General features: G+C 46.3%; 12 protein-coding genes and 2 pseudogenes. 11 read left to right on the top strand and 3 right to left on the bottom strand.

All coding sequences use genetic code 11. From position 1 onward, the window contains the following. The first annotated feature begins 1 nt into the window (after position 1). Together B4E62_RS03315 and B4E62_RS03310 are read left to right on the top strand one after the other, a co-directional pair. On the top strand, positions 2–193 hold the full coding sequence (locus B4E62_RS03315; protein WP_331351055.1) for a hypothetical protein: 192 nt from the start codon (positions 2–4) through the stop codon (positions 191–193). A gap of 186 nt (positions 194–379) precedes the next feature. After that, positions 380–1411 (top strand): hypothetical protein, encoded by a 1032-nt coding sequence (locus B4E62_RS03310; RefSeq protein ID WP_331351054.1) that lies wholly within the window; start codon positions 380–382, stop codon positions 1409–1411. 78 nt (positions 1412–1489) lie between these two features. Here B4E62_RS03310 and B4E62_RS03305 read toward each other — a convergent pair whose 3' ends face one another. Next, positions 1490–1681: a Thivi_2564 family membrane protein gene (locus B4E62_RS03305; protein WP_331351053.1), complete on the bottom strand. Its 192-nt coding sequence runs from the start codon at positions 1679–1681 to the stop codon at positions 1490–1492. 324 nt (positions 1682–2005) lie between these two features. On the opposite strand from B4E62_RS03305, the gene B4E62_RS03300 reads away from it, so the two are divergent. From B4E62_RS03300 to B4E62_RS03270, 9 genes and pseudogenes are all read left to right on the top strand, one after another. After that, positions 2006–3370, top strand: a complete 1365-nt coding sequence (locus B4E62_RS03300) for a family 43 glycosylhydrolase (protein WP_331351052.1) — start codon at positions 2006–2008, stop codon at positions 3368–3370. A 77-nt stretch (positions 3371–3447) separates the two neighbouring features. Then, positions 3448–5379 carry a glycoside hydrolase family 97 protein gene (locus B4E62_RS03295; protein WP_331351051.1) on the top strand — a complete coding sequence of 644 codons (1932 nt, stop codon included), beginning with the start codon at positions 3448–3450 and terminating at the stop codon, positions 5377–5379. 226 nt (positions 5380–5605) lie between these two features. Then, positions 5606–7507, top strand: a complete 1902-nt coding sequence (locus B4E62_RS03290) for a family 43 glycosylhydrolase (protein ID WP_331351050.1) — start codon at positions 5606–5608, stop codon at positions 7505–7507. 262 nt (positions 7508–7769) lie between these two features. Continuing rightward, on the top strand, positions 7770–8930 hold the full coding sequence (locus B4E62_RS03285; protein WP_310072596.1) for a helix-turn-helix domain-containing protein: 1161 nt from the start codon (positions 7770–7772) through the stop codon (positions 8928–8930). Between the two features lie 328 nt (positions 8931–9258). Then, a pseudogene (locus B4E62_RS21380) lies at positions 9259–9645 on the top strand (cellulose binding domain-containing protein); the annotation flags it as partial. 177 nt (positions 9646–9822) lie between these two features. Beyond that, positions 9823–10653 (top strand): annotated as a pseudogene (locus B4E62_RS21375) (endo-1,4-beta-xylanase); the annotation flags it as partial. Next, complete coding sequence (locus tag B4E62_RS21370) at positions 10630–12462, top strand: malectin domain-containing carbohydrate-binding protein (protein ID WP_414633249.1); 1833 nt, start codon at positions 10630–10632, stop codon at positions 12460–12462. The pseudogene B4E62_RS21375 and the gene B4E62_RS21370, both read left to right, overlap by 24 nt. 164 nt (positions 12463–12626) lie before the next feature. Beyond that, positions 12627–13001 (top strand): hypothetical protein, encoded by a 375-nt coding sequence (locus B4E62_RS03275; protein WP_331351048.1) that lies wholly within the window; start codon positions 12627–12629, stop codon positions 12999–13001. 79 nt (positions 13002–13080) lie between these two features. Beyond that, positions 13081–13608: a hypothetical protein gene (locus B4E62_RS03270; RefSeq protein WP_331351047.1), complete on the top strand. Its 528-nt coding sequence runs from the start codon at positions 13081–13083 to the stop codon at positions 13606–13608. A 225-nt stretch (positions 13609–13833) separates the two neighbouring features. Here B4E62_RS03270 and B4E62_RS03265 read toward each other — a convergent pair whose 3' ends face one another. Together B4E62_RS03265 and B4E62_RS03260 are read right to left on the bottom strand one after the other, a co-directional pair. Continuing rightward, positions 13834–14553 (bottom strand): FadR/GntR family transcriptional regulator, encoded by a 720-nt coding sequence (locus B4E62_RS03265; RefSeq protein WP_310072590.1) that lies wholly within the window; start codon positions 14551–14553, stop codon positions 13834–13836. Positions 14554–14649: 96 nt separating this feature from the next. After that, entirely contained in the window at positions 14650–17460 is a 2811-nt protein-coding gene (locus B4E62_RS03260) for an EAL domain-containing protein (RefSeq protein WP_331351046.1), read from the bottom strand. Between the last annotated feature and the right edge of the window lie 357 nt (positions 17461–17817).

Raw genomic sequence — 17817 nt, 5'->3', positions numbered from 1 at the left:
GATGAGTAGCTTACAGTTAGGTATGTTAGTGGCGATATTGTTGGTGTGGTTGTTAACGATTATTGATATAGCCAGATCTTCCAGAGTGGATAAGGATGAAAAGCTGATGTGGATTTTTGCCTGTTTAGCGCTCTCCTGGTTTTGCTGGATATTGTTTTACGCATTGGCGCCGCTTAAAAAGCGTTTTAGCTGAAGCCCTAATAAAAAACGCCCTGTATTTAAAAGTGCAGGGCGTTTTTTATTTCCCCCAAAGATAGAGTAAAACTGATGATTTGACTCCTGCATCGACTTTGCATAGTCTGCGCACATAAAACAATAAAACTCTAGATGCTATCAACCGTGCGGTTTTACACAACAACCAGTAATAGGGAATTTTATTATGGCAATACGATTCATTTCGTTACTTATTTGTGTCTGTTTTATTACCGCCTGTGGTGGTTCCGGTTCTTCGGTTTCTTCAAGTCGCTCATCTCTGGCTAACTCGATAGCAACGACATCCTCATCAAGCGTTACAGCGTCCTCTAGTAGTGCGACAGCAATCCGGCAGCAAATTAACCCTCGCGAAGCCAAATTTTTTCAAGAGGCGGGTTTATGGCTAGGTTATACCAAAGTGGATGCTCGTAATCGTTTTGCGCAGGATGATCCACAAAAACCGTTTCTGGAAACACGCTTAACTGAAACCTCGGTAAATACGTATCTATTTACGCCAGCATCGAATGAGATTGCAGAAGGCTTATGTGTTTTTCCTCTTGACCCTGAGCAAACAAAGGACGGGTTTAGAAATATGTTGTTTGATACGCCGGTCGCCAATGAGCTTTATTGTGTAACTGACGATCATCTATTTCGTGAGGTAGATGGTTCCTATACGGTTGAGTATCACTGCGGCAGTGAGCTAGTTGCTACCACGCGCTTGGTCAAAGTATCGTCGGTAGCGGCGTTTAACGATAATGGTTTGATACTCGGCGGCGCACAAGTGCCACAGTCCGGTTGTTTTAACTGGAATCTGTCTCATTTCGAATTTTGGTCTTTGGATGCGCAGGGCAGGGATATACAGCTTGAAAGTGATGCCCATGTATTCAACGGCATTCAATTACGTACAGGCATCAATAAGCATTCAGTTTTATTTTATTTTAGAAATATTAAAAGTGCTTGGAAGTCTGGTGTGTATGATTTGGCTCCACATGATTTTAATGATCCTATGTTAATTGATAGCGCTGCTGTAGAAGTGCTTCCGGCAAATGCAGGCTTAGATGTTGATCCGCAATGGCATATTTCAGTCAGTCACGGGGAGTTGCGTCTTGATCGTATTGAGCCACTTAGAATGAGAGGCAGTTTCCTACTGCATGAATCAGATAATAAGAGTATCTCTGGTAGCTTTTCCTTTGATGTCAGTGAATATTTTACTGAATAAAACTTTAAACTTTTGCAACAAAAAGCCCCGCCTTTCAACTGAAAGGCGGGGCTTTTTGTTGCCGCTTATCGACCTAAGCTAGAGACTAAGTCGCGGTAAGTAGCCGCCCGGAAGAACTCCGAATACCGAGAGGACAATCAGGATAAGCAAGATAATGAACAACACCCTTACCACTTGTGCAACGGGCGAAGGTAATGGCAGCAGGGATACCAGCCACCAAATAAGGCCGAACACGACCAGATAGACGATTAAGTTAATAAGAGAGTCCATATTGTTTTCCTTTAAAAATGGCTAAAGATTGGTGAGCGCACGTCATTTACATGTGCTTTTTTTAATCCGGTAAGGATGCTTATTGTCGAACAATCCATGACGCGTAAGTCGCCTGCATCATACAAAGGAAGGGGGCTTAGTGGCGGTGCGTTAGCGAACAAAAGGTATAGCGGGCGGGTTTTATATTTCCCTTATTCAAACTGTAAATATGCTCAAAAAGCTTGGTTTAATCCCCCATTTCTGGGTAGAATCTATTTGTCTTATAATATTAAGACAATATCAAACACAACCTCGCTTCATAACAATAATTTGCAGGTGATCACTATGTTTACACGTTTGCTCGCTGGCCTTGGCCTATGGGTGCTGAGCTTCACCGCTTCAGCTATCACCCTCTCCGGTTTAATCAACTCGCACGACCCCGGCACTATCACTAAAGATGGAAGTACTTACTTCCATTTCACGACCGGTACGGGGATTTGGTATTCCACATCGACCAACCTCACCACTTGGACGGGCGCCGCCAGCCCGGTGTTCACTACTTATCCGTCATGGATTTACAACAAGGTGAGTAACTTCAGTGGATCATTCTGGGCGCCGGATGTAATTCACATGAACGGCTACTACTACCTCTATTACTCGGTTTCGACGTTTGGGACTTCAGTGTCCGCGATTGGTGTTGCGCGCACTGCCTCGCTTACGTCACCCAGCTGGACGGATTTGGGCATTGTGGTCGAATCCTGGGGCGGCAGCTCCGAGATTAATGCCATCGACCCTGCGCTTTACCGCGACCACGATGGCAAGGTGTACATGAGTTACGGCTCCTTTTTTGGCGGGATAGGTATCGCAGAAATAAATCAAAGCAGCGGCAAATTAAATGGCAGCGTGACCAAAATTTATGGCGGCAACCATGCCGATATTGAAGCGCCCTATATTTCACGCAACGGCGATTATTATTATTTGTTTATCAATCGCGGGGCTTGCTGTAACGGTGCAAGCAGCACCTATTACGTGCAAGTGGCGCGCTCAACGTCCATCACCGGCCCTTACACCGATGTGCGCACACTGCTGCCCAATACCGATGGCAAATACAAAGGCCCCGGCCATATTGGTGTGTTGAAACAAGACGGCTGTAATTATGTTTCTACGCACTACTACGATTTAAATGATAACGGTGCAGCCAAGCTCGATATTTTAAAAATGACTTATAGCAATGGCTGGCCCACATTAACGCGCAATTTTTCGGTGGCGAGTTGCGGTGGTGTAAGCGATGGTTTGTATCGGATCACTGCACGGCATAGCGGTAAGGATTTATTGCCTGCGGCTAAATCCAGCGCAAACGGCGCGATGATTCAGCAAGAAACCTGGAATAGTTATCGCGCGCAACAGTGGTATCTGATCAACCAAGGTACTGGTTATTACAGTGTGATTAATGCTGCGAGTTTGAAAAGTTTGGATGTGTATAACAATTCCACTGCCGCCGGTGCGAATATCGCCCAGTGGGACTATTGGGGCGGGGCAGGACAAAAATGGAGCCTGACCAGCAACAGTGGTTATTACACGGTGAAATCGCAATTGAGTAATTTGCCGCTCGATGTGTTGAATTTAAACACAGCTAACGGAGCGCAAATTATTCAATGGACTGCAACTGGTGCAACGAACCAGCAATTTAGTTTGACTCGACTGAAATAGATTTTTTGTATCAGAGAAGCTACAGCGCATGTAATGCGCTGTAGTTTTTTAATGGACTTTAATAAAACGAGGTAAAAATGAAAAAAATAGGCAGTTATTTGGTCATCTTCAGTGTGTGCGTATTAGCCGGGTGCAGCAAGCCCGCGCCTGATTTGCTTACCAGCCCCGATAAACAATTGCACGTGAAAGTGTTTGTTACAAAGCAAAGTGCACTTGCCTATTCAATTGATCGCGCAGCACAGCCGGTTATTCTCGAATCGGATTTAGGGTTGCAATTAACCGCTGCTGATTTTACCCAGGGTGTTGCTATTGAATCCCAATCGCCAGTTGCTCCCGTAACTGATGAGTACAGCATGCGTGTGGGCAAAAAGAGCAAGATTGCCTACAGCGCCAATGAGCAAACCTTTGTTATTGAAAATGCACAGCAACAAAAATTACAGGTCACCTTCCGTGTTTCCAATGACGGTGTCGCCTTTCGCTATGCAGTGACCGATCCTGTGATTGCACAAAAACAATTTGTAAAAGAAACCACCGGCTTCCATTTTGCACCAACCGCAAAAGCTTGGTTGCAACCTATGTCGGTAGCGCAAACTGGTTGGAGCAATACCAATCCTTCTTACGAAGAGCATTATCAAATGGATATTCCCGTCGGCACTCCATCTACTTTGGGTGCGGGTTGGGCTTTTCCCGGTTTATTTAATACCAATAATAATTGGGTGTTAGTCTCTGAAACAGGAATGGATGGCAGCTGGCACGCATCGCGGTTATCTCATGAATCTGCCAATGGCGCATACACTGTCGCTCCGCCGCAGGCACCAGAGGTGTTTACCAATGGAGGATTGCTGGCAAGTGGTACAGATAAATTAATTTCCCCTTGGCGTATTTTGGCAATAGGTGATTTGCCGACGATTATGCAATCGACGTTAGGAACTGATCTGGCAATCCCTGCCATTACTTTAAAAAATGATTTTATAAAGCCCGGCCATGCCTCATGGAGTTGGGCGATTTTAAAAGACGATTTCACTACCTTTGATGTACAGAAAAAATTTATCGATTACGCCGCGGATATGCACTGGGATTACACCTTGATCGATGCTGATTGGGATAAAAAAATCGGCTACGAAAAATTAAAAGAGCTGGTGGATTACGCTGCGCAAAAAAATATCGGAATTTTAGTGTGGTTCAACTCCTCAGGCGATTGGAACCAAACGCCCTATAGCCCCAAGAGCGAATTGTTAACCCGCGAACAGCGAGCAGCCGTTTTTACGCGTTTGCGTGATATAGGCGTTAAAGGTTTAAAAATTGATTTCTTTGCCGGCGATGGCCAATCCATGATTGCCTACTACGTGGATATTTTAAAAGACGCGGCTGAATTTAACTTGTCGGTGAATTTTCACGGTGCAACTCTGCCGCGCGGCTGGCAGCGCACTTATCCCAATTTAATGACCATGGAATCGATCAAAGGGTTTGAATTCACTACTTTCTCGCAGGCGGATCAAGACCCGGTCGCCAAACATGTTGCCATGGCGCTGTTTGCGCGCAATGTGTTTGACCCAATGGATTTTACCCCTATGGCGTTTGGCGATATTCCCAATATCAAGCGTGTAACGGAAAACTCATTTGAATTAGCGGAATCGGTATTGATGATCTCCGGTATCCAACATTTTGCAGAAATTCCCGAAGGCATGGCGACAGTGCCGGACTACGTTAAGGATTTTTTGCGCGAATTGCCGCGCGAGTGGGACGATGTGAAATTTATTGATGGATATCCAGGTAAGTATCTGGTGCTGGCACGTAGAGCAGATGAAGCTTGGTATATCGCTGGTATTAACGCCGAAGCAGAAAGCAAAACACTGACATTGGATTTGAGTTTTGCGGGCGATCAAAAAGGGGTGTTGATTGGCAGCGGTGAAACCGAGCGCAGTTTTGTGCAGCAGGAGATCAATAGCAAAACCTCACAAACAATTACCTTGCGACCAAACGCCGGTTTTGTAGTGGTGTTGAAGTAATTGTTTACTGTAGGTAAAGCGGGCCGCGTAGGCTGAGGAACGAACCGCAACATGATCATGCATTCGCAACATGACCATGTCGCCGTGCAAATCAAAAGCATTGAATAAGTTTTCGGTGTGAATTTACAGATGGTCATGTTGCGGTTCGCAGGCTCACCCTACGCGGGCCGCACCAACCTACAAAAGATTAAAAAAAGATGTAACCAGTGAGAGAGAAAACACAAGTATGAAAAAATTATTAACCGGCCTGTTACTGCCCATTATTTTATTCGGTTGTGCGACCAAAGAGCCAAGTAAAACACCCGATAAAATTACGGCAGATCCCAATACCTTCACCAATCCCATCTACCCCAATGGTGCCGACCCCTGGTTGGAATATTTTCAGGGCAATTATTATTTAACCACCACTACCTGGACATCGCAGTTGGTGATGCGCAAATCGCCCACACTCGCAGGTCTCGCTACAGCAACACCCATCCATATCTGGTCAGAAAGCGAATTGGAGCGCTGCTGTAATTTTTGGGCATTTGAATTCCATCGCTTGAATACACCAAAGGGTTATCGCTGGTATGTGATGTACACTTCCGGCATCGCCGAAAATTATGATCGACAACATTTAAGTGTGATTGAAAGCCAAGGCGATGATCCGCTTGGGCCTTACACTTACAAAGGTTCGCCTATGCCGGATATCTGGAATATCGACGGCAATTATTTTGAACATAATGGTGAATTATATTTACTGTGGTCGCAGTGGGTAAAAGACGAGCAGACCATTTGGATTTCCAAAATGTCTAATCCCTGGACAGTAACGGGCGAGAAGGTAATGATTTCCCATCCGCAATACGAATGGGAATTTTCCGGCATGAAAGTAAATGAAGGCCCGGAAATTATCAAACGCAATGGCAAAACTTATATGGTGTATTCCGCGAGTTTTTGTAACACGCCGGATTATAAATTGGGGTTGGTTGAATTAACGGGCAGTGATCCACTTAAACCTGAATCCTGGCATAAATTTGATAAACCCGTTTTCAGTAAAGCCAATGGTGTTTATGGCCCCGGCCACAACGGCTTTTTTAAATCGCCCGATGGCAGTGAAGATTGGTTGATCTATCACGGTAATGCTAGCGAGTTGGAAGGCTGCAGCAGTACCCGTTCGCTGCGTGCGCAAAAATTCACCTGGAACGATGACGGCACCCCGAATTTTGGCGAACCAGTTGCAGCCGGGAAACCGGTTGTTTCGCCTGCAGGTGAAAATGGCCCATTGATAACAAAAGTGCAAGGCACGCAGGTGCAATTGGTGAGCAAAGCCGATCAGCAATGTGTAACCAATGTGAATGGAAAAATCAGCAGTGCCGATTGCGACAGCACGCAGGCGAGTTGGACTCTGGATTACACCACCAACGGTAATTACCGTTTGGTAAATGCGGCCGGATTATTTTTGGGGCAGGGCGGAGATCAATGTACTTCCAGCACATCTGCCGATTTTAATAGTGCTCCATGGCACAACCAACTCTGCCAGCAATGGCAATTAGTGCCGCACGATAAAGGTTGGTTAACCTTGGAGAATGCACAATCAAAACAGGAGTTACAATTTGCCGATTGCAAAGAACCTGCACTTGCGGTGAGCGGAAAAAAATCCGTAGAAGATGTGCCACAATTCATCGAGAAAAAATCGGCCTGCACACTCTGGCGTGTACAACCATTGGGAGAAGTTGCCATCACCAGTATCCAAAGTGGTAAAGCAGTTACCTCAGCGGGTGCTATTGCAAAAGCGGGTAATAATATCGAACAGAATGAGTGGAACAACAACGCGAACCAACGCTGGCTATTGGTGAATACACAAGATGGTTACTACTACATTCAGTCCAGTGTAGATGCCAAGTTGTGCATGGCGATTGCCAATAAATCCATAGTGCCCGGCAGCAATGTCGAGCTGGCTGCTTGTGGCGATATCCACACCCAGTGGCAGGTGGATTTTTTAAGCGATGGCACGGTTAAATTTGCGAACCGCAAAAGTAATCTGGTATTGGATTTAGCGCACTGCGGTTTGGCAAACCACACCAATTTTGCACAAGGCCAATGGTTAAATTCCAATTGCCAAAAATTCCAGTTAAAGCCGATTAATTAAAAACCGATTGGTCCTCGCTCCCAGTTTGCAACTCTTCCTCACTCCCAAGCTCTGCTTGGGAGTGCACAACACCACCTCCCAATTATTAGCCAGCTCACCGCTCATTAATCTTTTCCTGAATTTCCCTTCATTTGACAATCCCTGTTGCTACATGTATACAAGTGAACAACTAACCCAACTACAATAATTGCTTCGTAATGTCTTCCCATGACATCTACGATAATCGGCAGTTTTTTGCCGGATACCCCTTGGTTTTTCATCAATGATAACGTTTTACCGGAATTTTGCCCTCGGCTCATTAGTGATGGTGATCCTGACGGCATGCTTGTTGACTATCGGCCATAAAAAATCACAGTTGGCAACGTCATTATTTCCCGCGCGCGATCAGGGTTTGGTTTGGAAAACATCGGTTGAGCCTGAGCAGCCAAAAGGAAAAACACAATTATCGCTCAGAAATGAAGTCGGTAATATCGAGTACGATTTTGTCCTTGATCCTGAGCAGCGGTTTCCTTATACCCACTATTCTATTTATTTTGTCGATGCGATCCAAACCTCGCTGCAGGTCGATCTAACGCGCTACCAAAGGGTGTCGTTTAACATTATCTGCGACCCCAAAAATGTGCTCCTGTTTACTCTGTTCAGTTTTGACGACAAGGTGACCGATCTGAAAAATCTCGTTACCCGCCGTGTATCCTCCACTGCAGTCACTTGCACCCAGAGCTGGACCAAGGTCAGTATTGCGCTGGATGATCTTGAAACGCCGCAGTGGTGGTTAAGTCAATACGGCTTTGACTACAGTGAAAAAGGTTACCGGCTCGATAAATCCATGGGATTCGCCTGGGTTAATTCCTTGCAAAGCCCTGCTAACACCCTCTCCAATGTAAAGCTCACCGATATCCAGTTATCGGGTTACGAGCCGCGCACTATTTATGCGGCCATTGCTGTTTGTGTGTGTTTATGGGTGCTATTTTTTGTGTGGCAATTGCGCCGCTATACGCGAGTGTTGACGCGGGAAATTCGCACGCGGGTGAAGGATGACCAACCGCTAATGGCCTACAAGAAATTATTTATTGAGCCGCAAAAGGATAAAGAAAAAGATGCGCTGCTGCGTTATATGGCGACGGAATATACCAACCATGACTTAAGCCTTGATGCAGCCATTGCATCGCTCAATATTAACCGCAATAAAATTAATGACATTTTAAAAGAAGAGTTGGGTCTGACGTTCACTACCTACTTAAATAAGTTACGCTTGACTGAAGCGGCGCGGTTATTGACTGAGAGCAGCCATGTGAACGTCTCTGAAATCGCCTACGCGGTGGGTTATAACAACGTCCCTTACTTTAATAAGCTGTTCAAACAAGAGTACGGTTGCGCGCCAAAAACCTTCAAAACCTTATATCAGTCAAAAGATCCGCTGTAGTAAAAAATCTACAGCAGTTTTATTAGCGAAAAATATTTTAATATTCCCCTCTCGTAGAATAAGCCTGGTCACTTACTTCTCTGTCATTTTTCGCACAAGAGCTTTCATTTTTCGCATCGCAATAAGAGGTTGTGCGAAAAATGAAAAGATTTCAGCTTATTTCTCTATATCGTCCGCATCTCTCCACCCCTTCATTGTGGGTTCGCTAGTCACATAACAATAATACCGGTTCGCTCAAACCCTCACATCGATTGTTAGCTTTATGCCAACAACTATTGGTTAAAAAATTTCTATCACTCCATCGCTACTCTTATCGGAGATTAAGACAATGCACACAATAAATATTTTTCCTGAGTATATTACGCAGGCGTTTAAACGAACTCGCACCCTGGTTGCGGCGGGCGCTCTGCTGGCAATCACAGCACAAGGTACGTCAGCTGCCTGTACCTATACCATTGATAATGAATGGAACACTGGCTTTGTCGCGAGCATCACTATCAAAAATGATACGGGTGCAGCGGTCAATGGGTGGAACATTAATTGGAGCTATTCCACTAACCGGATTACCAGTTCCTGGAATGCTAACCTCACCGGTTCCAATCCTTACACAGCGACCAATATTGGCTGGAATGGCAATATCGCTGCCGGCCAATCGATATCCTTTGGTTTTCAGGGCAATAAAAACGGTGCTACTGCGGAGCGTCCAACCATCAATGGCACTGTGTGTGCTGGTGGTACTGCGTCGTCGGTAAGATCCAGTGTTGCTCCCAGTTCGGTTGCACCCAGCTCAGTGCCAAAAAGTTCGGTTGCTCCCAGTTCAATCGCCCCCAGCTCAGTGGCGCCCAGCTCGATTGCAGTAACTTCAAGTAGCCGATCTTCTGTTGCACCGACTACACGCAAATTCGTTGGTAACATCACCACTTCAGGTGCGGTGAGACCAGACTTTATTAATTATTGGAATCAAATTACGCCGGAAAACGAAGGCAAATGGGGTTCAGTTGAAGGCACGCGCGATCAGTACAACTGGGCGCCGCTCGACCGGATTTATGCCTACGCGCGCGAACATAATATTCCAGTGAAAGCCCATACCTTTGTGTGGGGCAGCCAATTTCCAAGCTGGATTACTAATTTGAGTGCATCTGAACAAGCGGCAGAAATTGAAGAGTGGATTCGCGATTACTGCGCGCGCTATCCGGACACCGCAATGATCGATGTGGTAAATGAAGCGATTCCTGGCCATGCACCGGCTGCCTACGCACAAAATGCATTTGGTAATGATTGGATTATTAAATCCTTCCAGCTCGCACGCCAATATTGCCCTAACGCGATTTTGATTTTGAACGACTACAACGTGTTAAGTTGGGATACCGATAAATTCATCACGCTCGCCAGACCTGTTATCGCTGCCGGTGTAGTGGATGCATTGGGTGCGCAATCCCACGGTCTTGCTGATCGCCCACTATCAGAAACCACAACCAAACTGAATCAAATCGCGGCATTGGGTTTACCGATTTATATTTCTGAATATGACATCGAAAAAACCAATGACCAGGAACAATTGCAGGTGATGCAACAACAATTCCCGTTGTTCTATAACCACGCTTCAGTGAAAGGTATTACCTTGTGGGGCTACGTTGTTGGAAAAACCTGGCGCGAGGGTACCGGCCTGATCCAGGACAACGGAACATTCCGCCCGGCGATGACCTGGCTGATGAATTATCTTGCAACTACAAACCCGTCGAGCCAAAGTTCTGTACCCAGTTCAGTCGCTAGCTCATCCAGATCGAGTCAATCATCAGTGGTAATTTCCAGTTCATCATCAAGTGTGATTGTGCCCGCGAGTTCCACCAGTAGTTCGCGCCTATCTTCAAGTTCATTGCGTTCATCCAGTTCCAGTTCGATTATTTCGACACAGCCGCAATTGGTTGTTGCAATTAATTCTGGTGGTGCGCAAGTCAATTACAACGGGGTGCAATATAAGGCAGACCAATACAGCACTGGCGGTACGGCGAACAGCACTACCAGCAGCATCAGCAATGTTGCTGAAGGCGCACTCTTTCAAAGCGAGCGCTACGGTACTTACGGTTATGAAATTCCGGTGACGAATTCGACCTACTCAATCGAATTACATTTTGCGGAAATTTATCAAACAACTGTGGGGCGTCGCTCGTTCAATGTGGCAGTTGAAGGCCAGCAAGAAATGTATCAAGTGGATCTTTATTCATTAATCGGCGCGAATGCGGCTTACACCTATAGAGTGGAAGATGTGCAAGTGACTGATGGTAAGTTGAATATTGATTTGGCTACGCTGGTCGATAATGCAACGCTCGCAGGATTTGCGATTTATTCATCAACCGGTGGCAAACTGGTGGAAACGACTCCGCCAATTAATCCCGGTACTGCCAGCAAAGAAAATGAAGGTGCAGATTGCGCAATCGGTAATACGCCCGTAGCAAGCAGCAACGCAAAACTGCCTGATCCATTTAAAAAATATAACGGTACACGCATCACTTCCAGAGCGGATTGGCGCTGCCAGCGTCAGGAAACGTTAAAACAAGTTGAAGCATCAATTTACGGCACAAAACCCGGCAAGCCAGAATCAGTAACCGGCACCGTTAGCAATTCGCAAATTACCGTGAATGTTCAGCATCAAGGTAAAACTGCCAGCTTTAGCGCCAGAATAGAAATGCCGAGCAATGTGAGCGGCCCGGTACCGGCGGTTGTTGTGCTCGGTGGTTTTGGTGGCGATACTGCAACCATTAAGGCAGAAGGTGTAGCAATCATTACTTATGATCCTTATGTTGTCGGCGCCGAGTCTGGCAGCCGTACCAACAAAACCGGTGCCTTCTACACGATTTACGGCAACAGAAGTACAACCGGATTATTGGCAGCATGGAGTTGGGGTGTGAGCCGTATCATCGACGTCTTGGAACAATCCGGCGCAACCATATTGAAGCCCGATGCAATCGGAGTAACAGGTTGTTCGCGTTTCGGTAAAGGCGCATTCGCAATCGGCGCGTTGGATCAACGCATCGCGTTAACCATGCCGTTTGAATCTGGTAGCGGTGGTGTTCCGATCTGGCGCGGCATTCCAGGCGAAGGCGCACAAAGCCCAAGCAGTGCTTACGGTGAAACCTATTGGTTAGGAGATGCCTTCAGCAATTACACCGCTGATACAAAACGATTACCGGTAGACACCCATCAAATTATTGCACTGGTAGCACCGCGCGGACTGTTCATTATGGACAATCCACACATCGCCAACCTCGGGCCAAAATCAGCGCACGCTGCTGCACTCGCTGGTGCAGAAGTTTACAAAGCGCTTGGTGCAGCCAGTTCCATCACCTACCACTCTAACGTAGCCGACGGATCTCACTGCGCTATTCGCCCGGAACACAAAGCACCAATGCAAGCCAACATCCGCCGCTTCCTGAAAAAAGAATCGGCGACCACGGGCGGTTTAACTGCGCGCTCAAACGCAACGGCAAATATCAACGATTGGGTGGATTGGACTACACCGACGTTGAATTAAATTTGATAGCGCCAGGGATGGTTAGTTGAATCATCAAAAAGCCAACATTGTTTTTGCAATGTTGGCTTTTTTTGTTTTCTACTCCCCCTGGTTGTGCAGGCTCTATTTTATCTTTGGAAAGAGTTATATATTCTGCCTGATAATTAAGTTCATTCGGATGAGATATGGATACAGTGATTACGGTTATCATTTTTATTGTAGTGTTTGTGGTTCTGCTGGGTGGGATTCCGGCAGTTATGCACTTTATGACTCAACGCGAAAAAGATTCCCTGCAAAGAGATAAGTTTGATCTGCAATCCTGCCCCAATTGCCATGAAAATAGTGTATTTGAGGCAGATGCCTATTGGGAGCACCGCAACAGACTCTCGCTAAAGGGGCAGAGATTTAAACTTACATTGCTGAAGCGGTCGTCATTTGATGTTAGTCCGCAAACCTTTTGCTGTATCGCATGCGGGTATGTATGTGCTAAGGCTAACTTGGATGAGATTAGAAAAGTGGTTTCTGAATTTGGTACAGAAGAGATGAAGAAACTGGTTTGACTTTAACCATTTTGGGTTTTGAAATCTAAGGCTAAATAAGTTATAACCAATTACCGTTGATCTCCGGCATTAGGATTTTATGAAATATATAATTTTAATTTTCTTACCTTTCTTATTGTTTTCATGCACTTCCTTAAAGACGAAAGGAACTTGTAATGATGAAATTGCATACCCAAGTAAAATAGTCACAAAGGTGGCTATAAAACCTTTCTCAAATAAACCTTCTTTTTACTATGTTGCCGAATCTTGGGTGGTGTTTATTTCTCCTGAAGATATGGGTAGCTATTTAGGTTTGTTTGATATTAAAAATAAGGAGCTTCCATCCTATAAATTAATCAACAAGATAAAATCTGATCTGGATTTAACTGAAAATAAAGATCTGCTTCAATATAATTTTGAGACTTGGGATTATGGGATTTTAATCGAATCGTTAGTGATCGCTTTGGCAAAAAAAGGGCAGGTTTCTGTGATCGCCCCTGGTGGTACTTCTCTTGAATTCATCACATCCGTAGAGCATAACGAAGCTTATTCAAACTATACTGTTGTTCATGCCGGCGAAGATGGTGTAAATAGCATGTTGTTCGAACGAGATTGCATTGCTGATTAGGTAATTAGGGCTGAGTGAAAAACCTTCGCTTTTGGCAGCTCTATACATTGCGGCGGCTTGCTCAGTGAGTGCACCCGTTGACTTAATTATGACAACGTATACATTACCAAGCGGAGCTTGGGAACGAGATAATGTCCAGCAATTGCTGTGGTCGATTAAACAAAAAAGCCAACATTGTTTAGCAATGTTGGCTTTTGAATTTTGTGTTTTGCAAAGAACGAAAACCTATTTCCCCGCCGCAATCGCATCCTCAATAAAATTCAATGCTTCATCGATCAGCGCCAGCATAGATTGTTTCGCGCGTTCAGGGTTGCGGTTTTTAATCGCATTGAAAACTTTTGCGTGGTCTTCCACTATGCCTTCGTGGTTGCCTTTGATGGGGCTGGTGTGGCTGATACTGACACGCAGGGCGGTGGAAATAAAATCGCGCAGGCGGATGTAAAAACGGTTGTTGCTGGCGTAGAGGATGCTGACGTGAAAGGCGATGTCGGCTTCCAGATCTTCTTTGCTATTGCCTTCGGCTTTGCGCATACCTTCGAGGGCTTTTTCAATATTGTCTAATTTGGTTTGGTCGGCGTAGCGTGCGGCGAGGGCGGCGGCTTCGGGTTCGATGGCGATGCGGACTTGCAAAAATTCTTTTAATACCAGCAGCGAAGGTTTGCTTTCCAATACCCAGCGCAGTAAATCCGGATCAAAAATATTCCACTGATCTTCTGGCAAAATGCGGATGCCCTGACGCGGCTTGCTGGAGATCAATCCTTTTGCAGAGAGCATTTTTACTGCTTCGCGCACAGCGCTGCGGCTTACACCAAATTTATCGCAGAGTTCTGCTTCAGTCGGCAAACTGTCATCCGGAAATTCACCACAAATAATTGTGCGCCCCAGCTCTTGTACCATGCGTTGGGAAAGGTTGAAATTGCGGTCGAGGATTGCCATCGTTGTCATTGCTCTACTAGACGAAAAAGATGGACGAAGATTAACGATTTCTCGTTAATAATACAATCTGAGAATTCTGCTCAGGGTTATAGATTGGGAGGAGATTTAGACCAAGCGGTACAGCTTTGTCCAAGCAGGATCGGGCTTCCATGTTGCTGCCCAGTGAGGTAAGTCGGCAGCGGGCATTGGGCGGGCGATGCCGTAACCCTGCGCTAGTTCGCAGCCGAGTGGGATCAGCAATTCTCCGTGGGCGACAGTCTCTACACCTTCTGCAATAACTTTGCGATGGAATGCATTGGCTAAACCGATTACACCTTTCACAATTTCCAGATCATCCGGGTCGTCGAGCATATCGCGGATAAATGTCTGGTCAATTTTTAACAGTTCGGCGGGCAGGCGTTTTAAATAGGTCAGCGATGAATAGCCAGTGCCGAAATCATCCACCGCAAAGTGCACGCCCAGAGCACGACATGAGCGCATTAATTCCGCGACTTCGGCGATATCTTTCAACGCGCTCGTCTCTACGATTTCCAATTCCAGAAAATCCGGAGGAACCTCAGGGTGCATGGACAATTGGGCGGCGAGGCGCGCAGCAAAATTTCCCTGCTGCAATTGTTGCGCACCTACGTTTACGCTCACCGGAATATTCATACCCAAGTTGCGCCACAGAGCGATTTGCCGCAGCGCATCGTCGATCACCCAATCGCCCAGCTCGATACTGAGTGGATGGTCTTCGATCACCGGCAAAAAAGCGGCGGGTGCTAATAAGCCGCGCTCGGGGTGCTGCCAGCGCACCAGTGCTTCGGCACCGATAATTTCTCCGGTGCGCATATTGACCTTGGGTTGGTAGAACAATACAAATTCTTTTTTATCGAGCGCGGTGCGAATATGTTCAAGCGATTCGCGTTGATTTTTGGTGGCTATATCTTTTGCGACATCAAATAAGTGATAACAATTTTTGCCCGCTTGTTTGGCGATATACATTGCTTGATCGGCGTGACGCAAGAGTTGGTCGGCATCGGCGTTATCCTGTGGATAAAGTGTTGCGCCAATACTGGCAGAGACGCGCAAAAATTGTTGGTTGAGCATCACAGGTTCGGCAGCAACAACCAGCAGGCGATTCAATATAATTTCGTAATCGTTTGGGTTTTCCAAACCTACCATCACCACCACAAATTCATCGCCGCCAATGCGCGCGAGTGTATCGCCTTCACGCAGAACTTCTTTTAAACGATGTGCGATATTGACCAGTAGCTGATCGCCCATGTCATGGCCGTGTTGGTCGTTGACGGCTTTGAATCCATCCAGGTCGAGATAGACTACAGCCACTGAGCCACTTGTGCGATGGTTGTGTGCCATGGCTTGTTTTAACCGGTCCGCAAGTAAAACGCGGTTGGGTAAACCGGTTAACGCATCGTAATGGGCGATGTATTCGAGCTGGCGTTGGTGTTCTTTGATGGGAGTAATATCGGTAAATAAATTCACATAATTTTGCGCAATACCATGGATATCTTGCACGGCGCTAATGGTCATCATGGATGCAAAAATTTCACCGTTTTTGCGCTTGTTCCAAATCTCTCCCTGCCAATCACCTTTGTTAATCAAATCGCGCCATAGCGATGAATAAAACTCCTGATTGTGGCGACCGGACTGCAGCAGGCGGGGGTTTTTTCCGATGACTTCATCGCGGCTATAACCGGTGATTTCAGTGAAGACGTCATTGGTTTCAATAATGTTGCCCTGGGCATCGGTAATTAAAATGCCTTCGCTCGCGTGAGTAAATACACTTGCGGCCAGATGCAAACGCGACTCGGCGAGCGATTGCTCAATGGCAAGTGATGTCAGGCGCGCTTCGCTTTCAATTAAACGGATCTCGTCGTCAGTGGGATTGCGCATGTGGCTGTGGTAGAGCGCAAAGGTGCCCAACACTTTGCCCTGTGCTGACATGATAGGTTGTGACCAGCAGGAGTTAACATTGGCGCGGGTCGCAATATCACTGAAGCTTTTTGTCCAAGGGTGGTTATGTACATCGGCGATGATGACGCGGTGGCCAAAAAAAGCAGCGCTGCCACACACGCCCATCCCTTCTCCAACCGGCAGGCCATCAATCGCCTGAATAAAATAATCAGGTAAACCTTGCGACGCAGCGTTATGCAAATGTTTCTCTTCGCTATCGAGCATCATAATGCTGCAAAAACTCCCCGGTAATAGCGTTTCAATATCGAGCGCAAGTGTTGTAAGTATGTCATGCAGCGCCACTTTGGCGAGCAGCATTTCCAAAACGCGATTGTGGTGATGGTGACGGCGCTCCGCTTGTTTGCGTTCGCTGATGTCTTGATAAATTCCGGTCAGCCGCACGACCTTGCCATTTTCCATATGCGCAGTGCAGGTAGTGCGGATATCGATTTTGCGACCTTTGAAGGTAATTTTTTCCACTTCAATATCAAACACTTCGCCGGTTTCCATGGCGCGGCGCAAGGCTCGCGAAATGCGCTCGCGCGATTCGGGTGGATACATGGAAAAACCTTCGTCGAGGCGAGGGGTGTACTCTTCAGGAGTGGTGTCGTGGATGCGATAGGTTTCGGCGGTCCAATAAATACTGCGTGTCGTCACATCCATTTCCACACCGCCGACATGGGCGATGGCTTGGGATGCCTCTAATATGCGCGCGCTGGTGCGCAAAGCTTCCAATTGATGGTGCTGGTGTTGACTGAGTTCGGTGAGGTTTTTTTCCAGTGCCTGCAGTTCTTCGCGCTGTAATTCCAGCGCCATTTTGTAAATTTGCAGTTCGCGTTCAAGCTGTTGCTGCCCGCTGAGTTCGGGCAGTGGTTTTCCTCCGCGCAAATCTTTCGCCTGCCATTGGGCAAGTGCGCGGCGATAAAGCTCTGAGTTGTCCGATGAAAATTCGGCTGTCATTGATTTCAACTATTCCTTCTCGCAAAACTCCCTGATGCAGGGTAACTCTGTGGTTAACAGGCTGGTCGTTGAAATATAGCAGCGGCTAATCAGTGTGTCGAAGTGACTGCAAGAGTATTTTGGGCGTAAGTTAGGATTGTTAGAACCAAAGTGATGAGCACCGTTATTATTGCGTGAAAATATTAATTAAACGTCTGTTTTTATGGCTGTGGCGTACATATTAATAAATTTTAATAACTATTTGATCCTGTGGAAAGCTTGGTTAGACGATGGGATGTAATGCCCTGTAATAATTTGCGTGCGTTGTTATTTTGGGTGACACAGGTACAGCCAAGCGTGCGTGCGATCGCATTTATT

Origin of the sequence: Cellvibrio sp. UBA7671, assembly GCA_002483145.1 — a bacterium.
Taxonomy (GTDB): domain Bacteria; phylum Pseudomonadota; class Gammaproteobacteria; order Pseudomonadales; family Cellvibrionaceae; genus Cellvibrio; species Cellvibrio fibrivorans.
The sequence above is the reverse complement of the archived record's forward strand: the minus strand, read 5'-3'. Positions and strand labels throughout refer to the sequence as shown.